Source organism: Hymenobacter ginkgonis (assembly GCF_009755225.1).
Lineage (GTDB): Bacteria > Bacteroidota > Bacteroidia > Cytophagales > Hymenobacteraceae > Hymenobacter > Hymenobacter ginkgonis.
Window position 1 is genome coordinate 601,603 of sequence record NZ_WQKZ01000001.1, and the last position, 13,625, is coordinate 615,227.

Sequence of the window (13,625 nt, forward strand, 5' to 3'; positions counted from 1 at the left end):
GCTATGGCTGAGGCAGCCAGCCCGCCGCGCCGCCGAAGATATTCTGCAGCGTGTACTGCTTTGCCTCCTTAGCCGTGAGCTGATGCGACCACTTGGCGCGGGCGCCGGGGTTGGCGCCGGGGCCGGTAGAGTTGTACTCGGCGTAGTAAGCGGTTTTCTCGTTGGCCGCGTCGCGCCAGTTGTCCCAGCCAGCGGGTAGAATGTGCGCGCCCAGCGTACAGTTGAGGTACACCGTGCGCGAGTGCGGCCGCCAGGGGCGGGCCAAGTACACTTTGTGGGCGGCCGTGTCGGCGGTGAGGCGGCAGTTCTTAAACACAAAGCCGTAGGCTTCGCGCTCGGTTGTGGCCGCCGCGGCAATGTAGGAATTGCGCTTGCTGCGAATTTCACAGCCCTCAAAAACTGCCGTGGCCGTGCCGAAAATAAAGTCTGTCGTACCCTCAATGTAGCAGTCTTGGTAGTACTGCCGGCTGTTCTCCACCGCCGGAAACAGCGTGTCTTGGTTGCCCAGCATCCGGCAGTGGCGAAAGATGGCGCGGTCGCCCTCTACGTGCAGCGCCACCGCTTGGCCCACCGGCCCAGCCGCGTTTTCGAAGGTGATATCTTCGGCCGTGAAATCATTGGCCTGCACCAGCACTGTGTGCGACGAATACGTGTTGTGGCCGGCCGCGTCGCCGGTGTGGTCGCCCCAGCTGATGACGGTGCCAGCCGCGCTTTCGCCCACCAATTTTACGTGGGTTTTGTGCGAGGGCACCACCAGCTTTTCGTGGTAAATGCCGTTTTTAATTTGAATCGTGACCATCACCTGCGACAAGTCGCGCGAGGCCTGCACCGCTTCCTGAATGGTTTTGTAGTCGCCACTGCCATCCTGCGCCACCTTAATAAAGAGCACCTGCGGCGGCGTGGGCCGGGCCGGCGGCATCCCCAGCTTATCGGCCGGCGGGGGGGTAGGCACCTGGGCCAATGCCGGCGCGCAAGGCAGAAGCAAGCTGCCAGCTACTAGCAGGGGTAGGGACTTCATAGGAAAAGCTAAAACTGACTACTATCAGAATCTATTCAATGAGGCAGTCATGCTCATTTGGAGAGGGGTAGGGCAGACAAAAAAATGACTACTTGCCTGGCTGCCACCCGCGCAGCACCCTGGCGCGGGTGTACTGCTGGGCCTCTGCGGCCGTGAGCTGGTGCGACCACGGCACCCGCGCTGCGGCATTGGCGCCGGGGCCCGTGGACTGGTACTCGGCGTAGTAGGCGCTCTGCTTGTTGCTTTCCTTGCCCCACTCGTCCCAGCCCGCGGGCGTGATAACGGCGCCCAATTCGCAGTTCAAGTACACAACTTTGGCATACGGCCGCCAGGGCCGGCCGAGGTAGAACGAGCCCGCTGGCGCATCGCCGCCAATTTTGCAGTGCCGAAACACGTAGCCGTAGCGCGTAGTGTCGGGGGTAGAGGCAGCCGTAACAAAGCCATTCGTTTTGCAGATAATCGTGCAGTCCTCAAACCACGCCGTGCTAGAGCCGAAAATGAAATCGACTGTGCCCTCGATGTAGCAGCGCTCGTACAGCTGGCGGCTGCCGTAGCCGAACGTGTACAGCGTATCCTGAAAACCCAGGAAGCGGCAGTCGATGAAGCTGGCGCGGTCGCCGCTCACCCAGGCCGCCACCGCCTGCCCTACCGGCCCGGCCGAGTTGGCAAATGTGATGTTGCGGGCCGCGAAATCATTTCCATAAATATGGATGCTGGCCGAGCCCGTGGTGCCGAATTCTTTGCCCGTGGCCGGGTCGATGCGCTGGTGGTAATTGTCGAAGGTCAGCACCGTTTGGCGGGCGTCCTGGCCCACCAGGCGCACCAGGTTTTTGCCCAGCGCCAGGGTCAGCTTTTCTTTGTACGTGCCCTTCTTGACCGTGATAGTCACCGGGGTTGTGTTGTTGTCGGGCACTGCATCGAAGGCCGCCTGCACCGTTCGGAAATCGCCGCTGCCATCCTGGGCTACCACCAGCTGGCGCCGCTGGGCCAGGGCAGGGCGGGCGGTGGCCAGCCCCAAAAGTGCCACTAGTAAGAAGCCAAGCTGGCGCATAAACAAGGGGGTAAGCGCCATTACTTCAGCAGCCAACGCCCCAAGTCTTTGCCGGCCTGGAAGTTCTCATACACGGCCGGTATCTTGCGGCCGTCGGTGTACTCGTTGTACAGCCACGGGTCGCCGAGCACGAATACGCGGCCCTTGCCAAGCACAGCCGTAGCCATTATCACCTTGCCGTTGTTCGTCACCAGTGGCTGGGCCGGCGCCTGCAAAGCCAGCACCGATAGCTCCTTGATATACGCCGTTTTGGCCTGCTTAAAAACGGCCGCGCCGCTCGCCAAATCTACCCGGCCCTGCTCAAACTGGCTGCCCTGCACCATGTTCACGCTCTGGTCGGTGAAGTGCACGCCAAAGTTTTTGGCCAGTTCGTTGAAGTGGCGGATTTCACAGTTGGCCGTATCGTTAGCCAGCAGCACCAGCGTGCCGCCGGCGCGCACCCAGTCGGTAACGGCCTTGCTGTCGGCGGGCGAGATATAGTTGGGCGCGGGCGATTCCTTCTTTGAATCGGGGTCTACTATCACGTACACATTCAGCCCTTTGAGGCTGGCAGGGGTAGGGGCCGTGGGCACGGCTACCGTGCGGGCGCCCAGCTCGCGCAGCTGGGTGCCCCACAGCCAGAAGCCGCCGTGCGTGCGCTCTTCCCAAGTGTAGTGCCACTGCTCGGGCTGGCCGGTGAAGGTATTCTTGCGGGTTTCGTGGTTGAAATAGTAGTCCAGGCCCACCGTTTTGCCCTGACCTAAGGCGTTCTCAGCGGCGATTTCCATCTCCACACTAGCCAAAATGAAGGGCCCTACTCCCTTCAAATCGTTCTTGCGCAGCGGCTCGCTGAGGTAATACTGGTAAGAGCCGTCGCGGTACGGGTTGCCGCCCAAGCCACCTACGCTCACCGTGCCGTTGAGCGCCAGCGCGCCATTTTCGGTGCTAATGAACGTCTTGAGCAAGCCATCGTAGCCCTTGCGGGCCACGGCAGCGTACTTTTTATCGAGGTAGCCGAGGCGCACGCCCTTGGCCAAGGCATACACAAACATGCTGCTGCCCGACGCTTCGGCGTAGTTGCCCTTCTCGGTTTCGTGGCCCATCACGAGGCTCCAAGTGCCGGTTTTGGCATCTTGGTACTTGGCCAGCGCGGGTGCCAGGCGCTGCAAATCCTTGATAAGCTCGGCCCGGTGCGCATTGCCAGCTGGCATATAATCAAGCACATCCACTAGGGCCATGGCGTACCAACCCACGGCGCGGTCCCAGATGTTGGGCGAAAGGCCGGTGGCTTTGTTGGCCCATTTTTGCTCGCGGCTTTCGTCGTAGCCGTGGTAGAGCAGGCCGGTTTTGGGGTCGGCGAGGTGTTTTTCGATGAGCGCAAACTGCTTGGCTACGTCGTCGAGGCCGGCTGCGTCGTTGGTCAGTGCGCTGTATTCGGCGTAGAAGGGCTCGGCCATGTAGAGGCCATCGAGCCACATCTGGTTGGGGTACACTTTCTTATGCCAAAAACCACCTTCTTTGGTGCGCGGCTGGTTGGCCAACTGCTTGCGTAGGTTGGCGGCGGCCAGGCGGTATTTCTCGTTGCCGGGCAGCGACACCTGGCTCAGTAGCAGCAGGGTAGGACCGGTGGCAATATTATCCAGCGTGAAATCGTCGGCCTTATAGGTGCGGATGGTGCCATCCTTTTGCACAAACTGGTCCACATCCTTCTGGATGTAGGTGAAGTAGCGGCCATCCCCCGTGCGCTCCCACACCCGCTCCAACGCCTTCATCATCAGCCCTTGCTCGTAGTCCCAGCGCGCAGTTTTGCGGTTGCCGATTACAATAGAGTCCGGGTTTTGCGCAATAAAGGCATCGGCCATGCGCTGCGACATGGCGGCTGGCGCGTTTTGGGCTGGTGCAAGGAGTGGCGCCGCTAGGGCAGCCGAAAGGAGGAGGGTGGGAAATTTCATGTAGAAAGCGCTAGTTATGGTTCCTCTGAGGGCTGCCTTACCCCCTCGGCGCAAGAAGAGGGTTTAATTAACCGCTACCTGCACCGTTTTCTTGCTCACTTTATCACCGAGCTCTACCGATTTCTTGGCCAGCTTGGTGTTGGTGTTGGTGAGGCGAATATCCTGGGTGCGGTCGCCGCTCACGCGCAGCAGCAGGGTGGCGCCGTTGGTGTAGTGGATGTTGTCGAGGCTGATATTCTTGCTGTTCTGCACCTCCAGCACCGGCTGGGTGTCCGTCGAGAGCAGCGTCACATTTTTGAAACGAATATTCTCGGCTTCCTGGCACAGCAGGCCTTTGTTGGCTTCGATAAAGACGTTTTCGAGGCTAATATCCTTGATGCTCATCTCGGGTAGGCCACGCACCAAAACGCCGGTTTCGGCGCCCTTGCACACCACATTTTTGATGTAGAAATGCTGGAACTGCGGCGTGCCCTCATTCAGCGGCTGTGCCGCAATGACGGGCGGCGCGCTCGACTCGCCGGCCTGCGGCACCGGGTCTTTGGCCATGTAGTACATGTCGAACAAGATGGCCTGCCCGGCAATATCCGTCATGGTGATGCCATCAACGAAGATATTCTCAACCATGCCGCCACGGCCGCGCGCCGTCTTGAAGCGCAGGCCCACATCGGTACCCTGAAACGAGCAGTTGCGCACTATCATGTTGCGCACGCCGCCCGACATTTCCGAGCCAATCACAAAGCCGCCGTGGGCGTGGTAGACTTTGCAGTTTTGAATGAGGAAGTTTTCGGTGGGCACGCCGCGCTTGCGGCCCTCGGCGTCGCGGCCGCTCTTGATGCACAGGCCATCGTCGCCCACGTCAAAGGTGCAGCCATCCACCAGGCCGTTGCGGCACGATTCGAGGTCGATGGCGTCAGTGTTTTGGCCGTACCACGGGTTGCGGGCCGTGACGCGGCGCACCGTAATGTCCTCGCACAGCAACGGGTGAATAGTCCAGGCCGGCGAGTTCTGGATGGTAAAGTCCTCTAATAATATCTGGTGGCAGCGTGTGAGGCTCAGCATATTGGGCCGCAGGAAATCGCGCATGTCGTCGAAGTCGCCGGGGTTCATGCTCTTGCGCGGCGTGCCCGCCGCGGCCAGCGTATTGCCCTTGAGCGAGCCGGCCGACGGGTACCAGTAGTCCTTTTTATCGTTGAGCACACCGCCCGAAGCCACTAGCTTTTTCCACTCGCCCTCGTTGAGCTTGCTCTTCTTGACGGGCCGCCAGGTATCGCCGGCGCCATCAAACGTGCCTTTGCCAGTGATGGCAATGTTGCGCGCGTCCGTGGCCGAAAGTGGCGCTTGGCTGCGAATGGCGTCCTCGCCTTCCCAAGTCGTTTTCACGAGCGGATACTGGCTGTGGTCGGCCGTGAACTGCACCAGCGCGCCAGTGGCCAAGTGCAGGTTCACGTTGTTTTGCAGCACTATGGGCCCGGTTAGCCACAGCCCGGTGGGCACCAGCACCGTGCCGCCCCCGCCCTGGGCGCAGGCCGCAATAGCTTTCTGAAAGGCTTGTGTATTAAGGGTTTGGCCGTCGGCCACGGCGCCGTACTTGCGCAGGTCAAACGTGTCAGCCTTGAACTGCACCTGCCGCACGGCAGGTAGGATAGGCATCGCCACGGGCTGGGCCGGGCGGCTGGCCTGGCTCCAGGCTGGTTGCAGCGCAGCCAAGGCCAGGAGGGCTCCCGAGAGAGTGAGCAGTTGCTTCATGTAGGGTAGAACGCGCGGGTGGGGTAGGGAGTAAAGAAAGGCTAAATGAAACAATTCGGCGATGGCAAGCCGGACCGAACAGCATTTCAGCACCCGAATACTAACCCCGTGCGGCTGCTTACACAAGCAAGCCGCCATAAATACTTGCGTTATCGTTACCGGTAACGTTGCCGAAGCCGCATAGAGGGGGTAGGGATGCCGCCAAAAGGGGGGTACCGACTATCTACCCGTGGGCAACTCCTAAAAAAATAACCTACAGAAAGTATGGTTTTTGAAAGAAGTGCGGTGCCCTACTTTACTTAAATCCAAATGCTTTGAGAGGCTACTAGCTGCTTCAGATTTTCGTCAGAATTGCCAAAAGGGCAATTTGGGCTCGGCACCAAGACGCCAAGTTGCGTAGAGGAGTTTTTATCTTATTGTTAAGAACCACGCCGCCCAAGATGAAGCTTCGCCTACTTACCCACCGCGCCACGCTGCTACTGGCCCTAGCTACGGCCACCCCCGCCCTAGCCCAGGTGCCGCTCAACCCTACCACCCCCGCCGCGGCCGACACTACCCACAAGTACGAAAACCCCACCGGGGTGCCGACCGTCGTCAAGAAGCCGTTCTTCAAAAGCAAGGTTTTTAAGGCGGCCATTGTGCCAGCCGTGCTCATCGGCTATGGGGCGTATACGTTCAATGGCGGCGGCTTCTATACCAACCAAGATGCGCAGCGCGATATCCACCGCCTCTTTCCTTCGTCGAAAAGCCGCATTGCCGACTACCTGATTTTTGCGCCCTACCTAGAGCTGGGCGCCGTGACGCTGGCGGGGGTTGAGTCGCGCAACGACCGCCTCAACGTCTTGCTCATCATCGCCAAGAGCGAGGCCATCATGCTCTCTAGCACCTTTGTGGTGAAGGCGCTCAGCCACGAGGAGCGGCCCGATGGGTCGGACAATCTTTCGTTTCCGTCGGGGCACACGGCGCAGGCGTTTCTGGCGGCCAGCATCGTGCACACCGAGTTTCGGGACAAAAGCCAGTGGTATGGCATTGGGGCTTACGCGATTGCGACCAGCGTGGCGGGCCTGCGCATGATTGTGGACAAGCATTGGCAGAGCGACGTGGTGGCGGGCGCGGGCTTCGGCATCTTGTCGGCTCACCTGGCCTACCTTACGCACCGCAACCGCTGGGGCCGCAAGGCCATTGGCCGCGACATTGGGTTTGCGCCCACCTTCTACGGCAGCACGCCCGGCCTCACCATTACCTGGCGGCCCAAGAAGTAGGGGGTAGGGCCGGCACCTCGAAACAGGGTGGCACTATCGAGCGCTTCGCGACCAGCTGGTGTGGCTTCGGCCAATCGAGGTACTATATGCTCGCCTGAGCCGTAGCATTGCGCAGCGAATAGGAGCATACCGAGGCTTCGGCGTTTCGTATAGCCCTACGGACACGGTATGCGCTACGCGTAGGGCTAGCCCTGGCGGCAGCAGAGCCCGAAAAGCTGTTGCGGCCCGCTGACGCTATTTTTGCATGAAAATTAAATGAAGTTATTTCAGAACCGGGGCGTAATACTCCCCTTACCAACGCAAATTATATGGCAGGTATCGAGGACATCCTAGAGAATAACAAGCAGTGGGTAGCCACCAAGAATGCCGAGGACCCGGCGTTTTTCCAGCGCCTGGCCAACGGGCAAACCCCGCGCTACCTCTTCATCGGCTGCTCCGACTCGCGGGTGCCGGCCTCGGGCATCACGGGCACGGGACCGGGCGAGATGTTTGTGCACCGCAACATCGCCAACCTGGTGGTGCACTCCGACATGAACCTGCTGAGCGTGCTCCAGTACGCGGTGGAAGTGCTTGGTGTGCAAGACATTCTGGTGGTGGGCCACTATGGCTGCGGGGGCGTGGCGGCAGCAGCGGCCAACAAGCAGTACGGGCTGATTGACAACTGGCTGGTCAACATCCGCGACGTGGTGCGCCTGCACGAGACGGAGCTGCTGCGCATCAGCGAGGAGAAGCAGCGCCTGCGTCGGCTCGTGGAGCTGAACGTAATCGAGCAGGTGCATAACCTGGCCAAAACCAACATCATCCAGAACGCCATGCGCACCGACAAGCCCCCGCGCCTGCACGGCCTCGTCTACGACATCGCCGACGGCGTGCTCAAAGATTTGAACGTGAATGGCCAGGAAGTAATGGAGGAGCTGGAGCACATCTACGGCACTGAGGCCGCGGCTCACCCCGACAAGGACAGCGCCACCTACGATGGCCCCGAGCACGACCCGGCTACCGACCAGCCAGCCTAACACTGCTGAGTATAAAAAATGAATCTGCGCCCCAAAAAGGGACTGCGGCGCCAAGCGCCGTAGCCCCTTTTTGGGGCGTTGTTGCCACTGCAAACCAGCCCTACCCCCTGCTACTAAAGAAGGGGGTAGGGCTAAGCAGCGTGCAGCTCCTGGCCCAGGCGGGCCTTAGCTTCGGCCAGGGTGCGGTGCTGGCTGAAAGTGATGGTATAGGCATCGCTGGCGCTGGCATTGCTGGAATACGTGTTCACCGTCATTTGGCCAAACACGCTCTCGGGCACTACAAAGGTGACGTGCCGAATACCCGCCGCGTAAGCGCGCCGGTTCCAGTCGGCTTCTAGCCACTGCTGGTCGGCGGTCCGGATGGCGACTAAGCTACGCGTGTCGGCGAGCCAGCCTAAAGGCTGGGTGCGCTGAGCTTCTGCCTGATACAGCTCCAAGCCGTGGTCCATGAGCGCCCGAAACTGCTCGCTGTTGGCAAAGCCATACCAAGCCACAATGAAACATGGCACCTCGGGCGCAAACAGCATGCCGCCGTACGGCTGCGAATAAAGGATGGTATCGGACACGGAAAAACTTAGCTAGCAAACGCGGGCAGTGGCCAGCTTATACGGCCCCGCCGCCCTAAAGGCGAAGCCGCCGCCGATTGTGGCAGTCAGAACGCGGGGCGCTAAGTAAAAGTTACCCCCCTAGCTCTAAGCAGGGGTAGGGCACTCGGCGCTAATGCTTACGCCAGCAGCAGCTCCATTTGCACATCGGCCCGCGCGTAGGGGGAGGGTAGGGGCTGCGCCAGGGGCTGAAACCCAAGCTTGCGGTAGAGGCTCAGGGCGGGCGCCAGCTTCGAGTTGCTTTCCAGGTACACCCGCCGCCCGCCTAGCTCGCGCACGCGCTGCACAGCCGCTTGGCCCAGCTGATAGCCAATGTTTTGCCCCTGCACAGCCGGCGAAACCGCCATTTTAGCCAGCTCGTAGCTGTCATTTTCCATCTTCAGCAGCGCGCAAGTGCCCACTACCTGCCCCGCCACCTCGGCCAGCAAAATGCACCCTCCGGGTTCCAAGATGTATTCCTCGGGATGGTCCAGGGCTTTGAGGTCGGCGGGCTCGAGCTGAAAATAGCGCGCTATCCAGTCCACGTTCAACTGCCGAAACGCGGGCTGGTCGCCGGGCCGAAAATCGCGCAGGCGCACCGGCGCGGCCTGGCGTTGGGCGCGGGCCACCGCTACCCGGCTGCGGAGGGGCTGCCGCTGCAATTGCTGTTCAAAGCTTTCCAGCGCTTGCCAGAGGTTGGCCTCGTTTTCGGCCAGTAGGGCCTGCATACTGCGCCGCACGTCGTCGGTTTGGGCGCGCAGCTGGGGCAGCACCTCGTGGCCGTGCGGCGTGAGGGCCAGCAGGCGGCGGCGCTGGTCGTGCGCATCGGGCGTCATCGCCAGCAGGTCGTGCCGCACCAACTCCTTCACTATCTGGCTCACCGATGCGTGGGTATGGCCAATTTGCTCGGCCACCTCGTTGCTGGCAATGCCCGGCTGGTGGGCTACCAGGTAAAACACCGGGTACCAGCGCGGCTGAAAACTCAACCCATAATCGGCATAAATACCGGCTGCCTCCCCCGTTAGGTATTCGCTGAGCCGCCGCAGGCGGCTACCTAGGGCCACTGGCCCAAGCTGCTGCAAAAAGTCCATCGGAATTTTAGGTAAGTACTTACACAAATGTATTGAAAAAATCGGAATTGCCTACGCCACCTTGTAAAACAGGAATAGCTGCGGTGCGCGCATGGCATCTTCCTACCTTTGCGGCCATTTTTACCGTCTGTTTATGTCCCGAATTTTACCGGTTACGGCCAGTATTTTACTAGCTCTGCCGCTGGCCGCTCAGGCCCAACGCCTTACCACGCCCGCCGACAGCGCCCGCCAACTCAGCGAAGTGACGGTGTACGCAACTCGACTCGGCCAACTGGCCGGCCAAACCGGCCGCTACGTAACCGTGGTGCCCGGCGCGGCGCTCAGCCGCTACCCCGTCACGTCGATTGACGACCTGCTGCGCCTGCTACCCGCCCTCGAAGTGCAGAGCCGCGGCAGCTTCGGCGCCCAGGCTGATATTACGCTGCGCGGCAGCACCTTCAACCAAGTGCTGATGCTGCTGGATGGTATGCGGCTCAACGACCCGCTTACGGGCCACTTTGCGGGCTACCTGCCCATTACACCGGCCGAAATTGAGCAGATTGAAATCGTGCGCGGGCCCGGCGCGGCGCTCTACGGCCCCGACGCGGTGGGAGGCTTTATTAACATCGTTACCAAGACGTTTGCCGCCACCCATCGCCCCGACGGCACTGAGCTAGCCGGCACCTTCATGGCCGGCGAATACGGCCTGAAAAGCACCAACGCCGGCTTCTATGGGCAGGATAAGGGGCTAAAGCTGGCAGGCGGAATCCTTAACAACACGGCCAGCGGGCAGCTGCGCGATGCGCCCAGCAACGGCCAACGCAACGACGTGAAGCTGAACACCTACTCGCTCTCGGGCGCGTACCAGATTAGCAAGAAGTTCAGCGCCGCCGCCCGCGCCAGCTTCGATAGGCGCGACTTCAACGCGCAGTATTTCTACACCACCAACCTCACCGACCAGGCCCGCGAAACCACCAACCGCGACTGGTACCAGGGCCAGCTGCGCTACGACTGGAACGAGCGCGCCCGCACCGAACTACAAATTGTGGGCACGTCGAGCACTGATTTGTACGTGTTTACGCCGACTTCGGTGCCTAGCGACCACCTCACGCACTACCTCAATATACAGGGCCAGCACCAGTTGCAGGTGTCGGGTAAAATTCGGGCTACGCTGGGTGGGCAGGTAGACCGCCGCGCCATCCAGAGCAACGACCGCGGCAACCACCAAACCTGGCACGCCGGCGCGTTTGCGGTGGCGGCCGTGGCGCCTACCCCCGGCCTCAACCTCACCGGTGCCTTGCGCCTCGACCACGACCAAGCCTACGGCACCGAGCTGGTGCCGCAGCTCAACGCCAGCCAGCAAGTGGGCGACAAGCTGACCGTGCGCGCCGCCGTGGGCCGGGCCATCCGGGCCGCCGATTTTACCGAACGCTACACCAGCAATGTGCGCCCCGGCATCGTGCCCACTGGCTTCAATGTAGGTAACCCTGGCCTGCAAGCCGAGCACACCATCAATTACGAAGCGGGCCTCGACTACCAGCCCTGGCGGGCGCTCACGGTGCGCAGCACGTACTTCAACCGCTACGGCCGCAACCTGATTGACTACGTCAACCAGTCGGGCAGCCAGGTGATTGAAGCCACTGGCTTCACCAACCTCAACGCCAACGCCACGTATCGTTTTGCCCAAAACCTGTTTGCCGTTACTACCCAGGGCATCGAAACCGAAGTAACGACCCGCGCCCAACTCGGCGCCGGCCTGCGCCTCGACGGCAGCGTGGGCTACACCTGGATACACCTCAACACGGAGGGCAACGTTGCCTCGCAGTACCTGGCCAACGTGGCCCGGCACTTGGTGGCGGGCAGCCTTAGCCTCACGCACCGCCGCTTCACGGCCACGTTGGGAGGGCTCTACAAAAAGCGCGACGCGCAGGCGGCCACCGCCATTAGCCGCGAGCTCACGCCGAGCTACGCCGTCTTCAATGCGCGCCTCGACTTGGCGCTGCTGCCCGAGCGCCTCTGGCTCACGGGGCAGGTGCAGAACCTATTCAATGCCAAATATGCCGACTTGCTGGGCGCCCAAATGCCCACGCGCTGGCTCATGGGTGGCGTGCGCGTAGCGCTGCGCAAGTAGGGTTTGACACATAAAACATTTAAATTAAGAACGTCAGGCTGAGCTTGTCGAAGCAGCTCGCTCGCGCCGCTAGGTTACTACCCCTTGCGATTCGAGCGAGTTGTTTCAACAAGCTCAGCCTGACGTTCTTATTTATCCGCATTTACTCAGCAGTTTAGATTTTCCGCATTATCAGCCCTCCCCTCAAACTCATGAAAAAACCAGCCCTGCCCCCCGCCCGGCCGCTCCTGCTCATCGCGGCTTTCGCGGCGGTGTATTTGGTGTGGGGCTCCACGTATCTGGCTATCAAATACGCCATCGCCACTATGCCGCCGCTGCTGATGGCGGGCGCCCGCTTCTTGCTAGCGGGCAGCATTATGGCGGTGGTCGGCCGCCTAGCGGCCGACTACGAAAAGCCGACCCTGGCGCATTGGAAAACGAGCTTTGTGGTAGGTGGCCTGCTGCTGGTGTGCGGCAACGGCGGCGTGGTGCTGGCCGAGCGCCACCTGCCGTCGAGCCTGGCGGCGCTGCTGGTTGCCACCGAGCCCTTCTGGATTGTGGTGCTGGGCTGGCTCTGGCTGCGCGGCGAGCGCCCAAGCTGGAAGGTAGCACTGGGGTTACTGCTGGGCTTTGGCGGCGTGTATTTGCTGGTGGGCGAGCAGTTACGAACTGGTGCTGGCTCGGCACAACTAGGGGGGGTAGGGCTCGTGATTGGCGCGGCGTTTTGCTGGGCGGCGGGCTCCATCTACGGCCTGCGCGCGCCTACACCCAAGTCGGCAGTGCTGGCCTCGGCCCTGCAAATGCTGGCCGGCGGGGCGCTGCTGGTGCTGGTGGGCACGGTGCTGGGCGAGTGGCGCGGCTTCAGCCTGGCCCGCGTGAGTACGGCCTCGTGGCTCGGCTTTGCCTACCTGGTTATTGGCGGCTCGCTGGTGGCGTTCACGGCATATAGCTGGCTGTTGCAGCACGCGCCGCCGGCGCGGGTGGCTACCTACGCCTACGTCAACCCCGTGGTGGCGGTGCTGCTGGGTTGGGCCGTGCTGGGCGAAGCCCTCACTGGCCAGATGCTGGCCGGCGCGGCCGTCATTGTGGCGTCGGTGGTGCTCCTCACTACTCAGCAAAAAAAGGAGGGGTAGGGCCCAGGCTGCGCCGGATTATAATGTTTACACTATCTGACTTTTGGCGATGCAATGCCAAAGCGGAGTATTGGTAGTTAATCGTTGAAGATTAATTGGTTATGTTTGGTAAAAAAGGATTTTGATTCGGTTGGTGAACGCTAGGTAGTGCACGAAGCGGCTGCTTACTTCGCCCCGTCAACTTACTACTTACGCCATGCGTGCTACTCTACTCCTGCTGATTTTGCTGCTGAGCGGCAGCTCGGTTTTTGCCCAAGCTACGCCGCACCCTACCCCCGCCGATTCGGTAGCCCTGGTGGCGCCAGCGCCCGATACCGTGGCGGCTATTCACCGGCTATTTGCCGCCAAGCGTAAAAGGAACAGCCACTTTTTTGTCGGCACAGTAGGCGTCATCGCGGTGGGGGGGGTAGTGATAGGGACTGCGTCGTCGAGTTGGGATGGGCTGGCCCAAGCCGCACTTGGGGCAGTTATTATTGCCTTCGTAGGCCTGCCCGCCCTCACAGCAGAAACAATTACTGCGCTGAACTACAACAAAAAAAGCGAGCGGCAAGCGGTGGAAGATTTCCAGGCGCATAAGGTGCCACGCTACTTAAAGCGCAGGCTCAAGCCCGCGTATTTTCAGGAACTCCCGCAGTCGGCCCCCCACGGGGGGTAGGCCCCGCTAAAGCACCGCGGGCAGCCCCAGCCGACCTTTTTACGCCGTA

General features: G+C 61.1%; 11 protein-coding genes. 5 read left to right on the forward strand and 6 right to left on the reverse strand.

The genetic code is table 11. The annotated features are described in order from the left end of the window. Window position 1 precedes the first annotated feature (1 nt). From GO988_RS02310 to GO988_RS02325, 4 genes are all read right to left on the reverse strand, one after another. Window positions 2–1,018: a pectinesterase family protein gene (locus GO988_RS02310; RefSeq protein WP_232341336.1), complete on the reverse strand. Its 1,017-nt coding sequence runs from the start codon at window positions 1,016–1,018 to the stop codon at window positions 2–4. 88 nt (window positions 1,019–1,106) lie between these two features. Then, on the reverse strand, window positions 1,107–2,069 hold the full coding sequence (locus tag GO988_RS02315; RefSeq protein WP_157561917.1) for a pectinesterase family protein: 963 nt from the start codon (window positions 2,067–2,069) through the stop codon (window positions 1,107–1,109). 20 nt (window positions 2,070–2,089) lie between these two features. Further along, complete coding sequence (locus GO988_RS02320) at window positions 2,090–4,000, reverse strand: DUF4350 domain-containing protein (protein ID WP_394351216.1); 1,911 nt, start codon at window positions 3,998–4,000, stop codon at window positions 2,090–2,092. A gap of 63 nt (window positions 4,001–4,063) precedes the next feature. Continuing rightward, window positions 4,064–5,746, reverse strand: a complete 1,683-nt coding sequence (locus GO988_RS02325) for a glycoside hydrolase family 28 protein (protein WP_157561918.1) — start codon at window positions 5,744–5,746, stop codon at window positions 4,064–4,066. A gap of 440 nt (window positions 5,747–6,186) precedes the next feature. Between GO988_RS02325 and GO988_RS02330 the strand changes: the two genes are divergently transcribed. Beyond that, window positions 6,187–7,008, forward strand: a complete 822-nt coding sequence (locus GO988_RS02330) for a phosphatase PAP2 family protein (protein WP_157561919.1) — start codon at window positions 6,187–6,189, stop codon at window positions 7,006–7,008. 308 nt (window positions 7,009–7,316) lie between these two features. Beyond that, the gene (locus GO988_RS02335; protein WP_157561920.1) at window positions 7,317–8,024 is read left to right on the forward strand and encodes a carbonic anhydrase; all 708 of its coding nucleotides are present in this window, start codon (window positions 7,317–7,319) and stop codon (window positions 8,022–8,024) included. A 131-nt stretch (window positions 8,025–8,155) separates the two neighbouring features. Here the strand turns inward: GO988_RS02335 and GO988_RS02340 are convergent, their stop codons facing one another. Beyond that, window positions 8,156–8,590, reverse strand: coding sequence for a hypothetical protein (locus tag GO988_RS02340; protein ID WP_157561921.1), 435 nt, complete (start codon window positions 8,588–8,590; stop codon window positions 8,156–8,158). A gap of 158 nt (window positions 8,591–8,748) precedes the next feature. Further along, window positions 8,749–9,699: a bifunctional helix-turn-helix transcriptional regulator/GNAT family N-acetyltransferase gene (locus tag GO988_RS02345; protein ID WP_157561922.1), complete on the reverse strand. Its 951-nt coding sequence runs from the start codon at window positions 9,697–9,699 to the stop codon at window positions 8,749–8,751. 133 nt (window positions 9,700–9,832) lie between these two features. Here GO988_RS02345 and GO988_RS02350 point away from each other — a divergent pair, with 133 nt between their 5' ends. The 3 genes from GO988_RS02350 to GO988_RS02360 all read left to right on the forward strand — a co-directional run bounded on the left by GO988_RS02350 (window position 9,833) and on the right by GO988_RS02360 (window position 13,576). Further along, the gene (locus GO988_RS02350) at window positions 9,833–11,809 is read left to right on the forward strand and encodes a TonB-dependent receptor plug domain-containing protein (RefSeq protein ID WP_198172473.1); all 1,977 of its coding nucleotides are present in this window, start codon (window positions 9,833–9,835) and stop codon (window positions 11,807–11,809) included. Window positions 11,810–12,000: 191 nt separating this feature from the next. Further along, on the forward strand, window positions 12,001–12,921 hold the full coding sequence (locus GO988_RS02355) for an EamA family transporter (protein ID WP_157561924.1): 921 nt from the start codon (window positions 12,001–12,003) through the stop codon (window positions 12,919–12,921). A 196-nt stretch (window positions 12,922–13,117) separates the two neighbouring features. Further along, window positions 13,118–13,576, forward strand: a complete 459-nt coding sequence (locus GO988_RS02360) for a hypothetical protein (protein WP_157561925.1) — start codon at window positions 13,118–13,120, stop codon at window positions 13,574–13,576. Window positions 13,577–13,625 lie beyond the last annotated feature (49 nt).

What these genes read in the sequence shown, in the direction of transcription:
- GO988_RS02330 (WP_157561919.1), top strand. Translation starts at nt 6,187, where the DNA reads ATGAAGCTTCGCCTACTTACCCACCGCGCCACGCTGCTACTGGCCCTA.
- GO988_RS02315 (WP_157561917.1), bottom strand. Translation starts at nt 2,069, where the DNA reads ATGCGCCAGCTTGGCTTCTTACTAGTGGCACTTTTGGGGCTGGCCACC.
- GO988_RS02310 (WP_232341336.1), bottom strand. Translation starts at nt 1,018, where the DNA reads ATGAAGTCCCTACCCCTGCTAGTAGCTGGCAGCTTGCTTCTGCCTTGC.
- GO988_RS02355 (WP_157561924.1), top strand. Translation starts at nt 12,001, where the DNA reads ATGAAAAAACCAGCCCTGCCCCCCGCCCGGCCGCTCCTGCTCATCGCG.
- GO988_RS02350 (WP_198172473.1), top strand. Translation starts at nt 9,833, where the DNA reads ATGTCCCGAATTTTACCGGTTACGGCCAGTATTTTACTAGCTCTGCCG.
- GO988_RS02320 (WP_394351216.1), bottom strand. Translation starts at nt 4,000, where the DNA reads ATGAAATTTCCCACCCTCCTCCTTTCGGCTGCCCTAGCGGCGCCACTC.
- GO988_RS02325 (WP_157561918.1), bottom strand. Translation starts at nt 5,746, where the DNA reads ATGAAGCAACTGCTCACTCTCTCGGGAGCCCTCCTGGCCTTGGCTGCG.
- GO988_RS02345 (WP_157561922.1), bottom strand. Translation starts at nt 9,699, where the DNA reads ATGGACTTTTTGCAGCAGCTTGGGCCAGTGGCCCTAGGTAGCCGCCTG.
- GO988_RS02335 (WP_157561920.1), top strand. Translation starts at nt 7,317, where the DNA reads ATGGCAGGTATCGAGGACATCCTAGAGAATAACAAGCAGTGGGTAGCC.
- GO988_RS02360 (WP_157561925.1), top strand. Translation starts at nt 13,118, where the DNA reads ATGCGTGCTACTCTACTCCTGCTGATTTTGCTGCTGAGCGGCAGCTCG.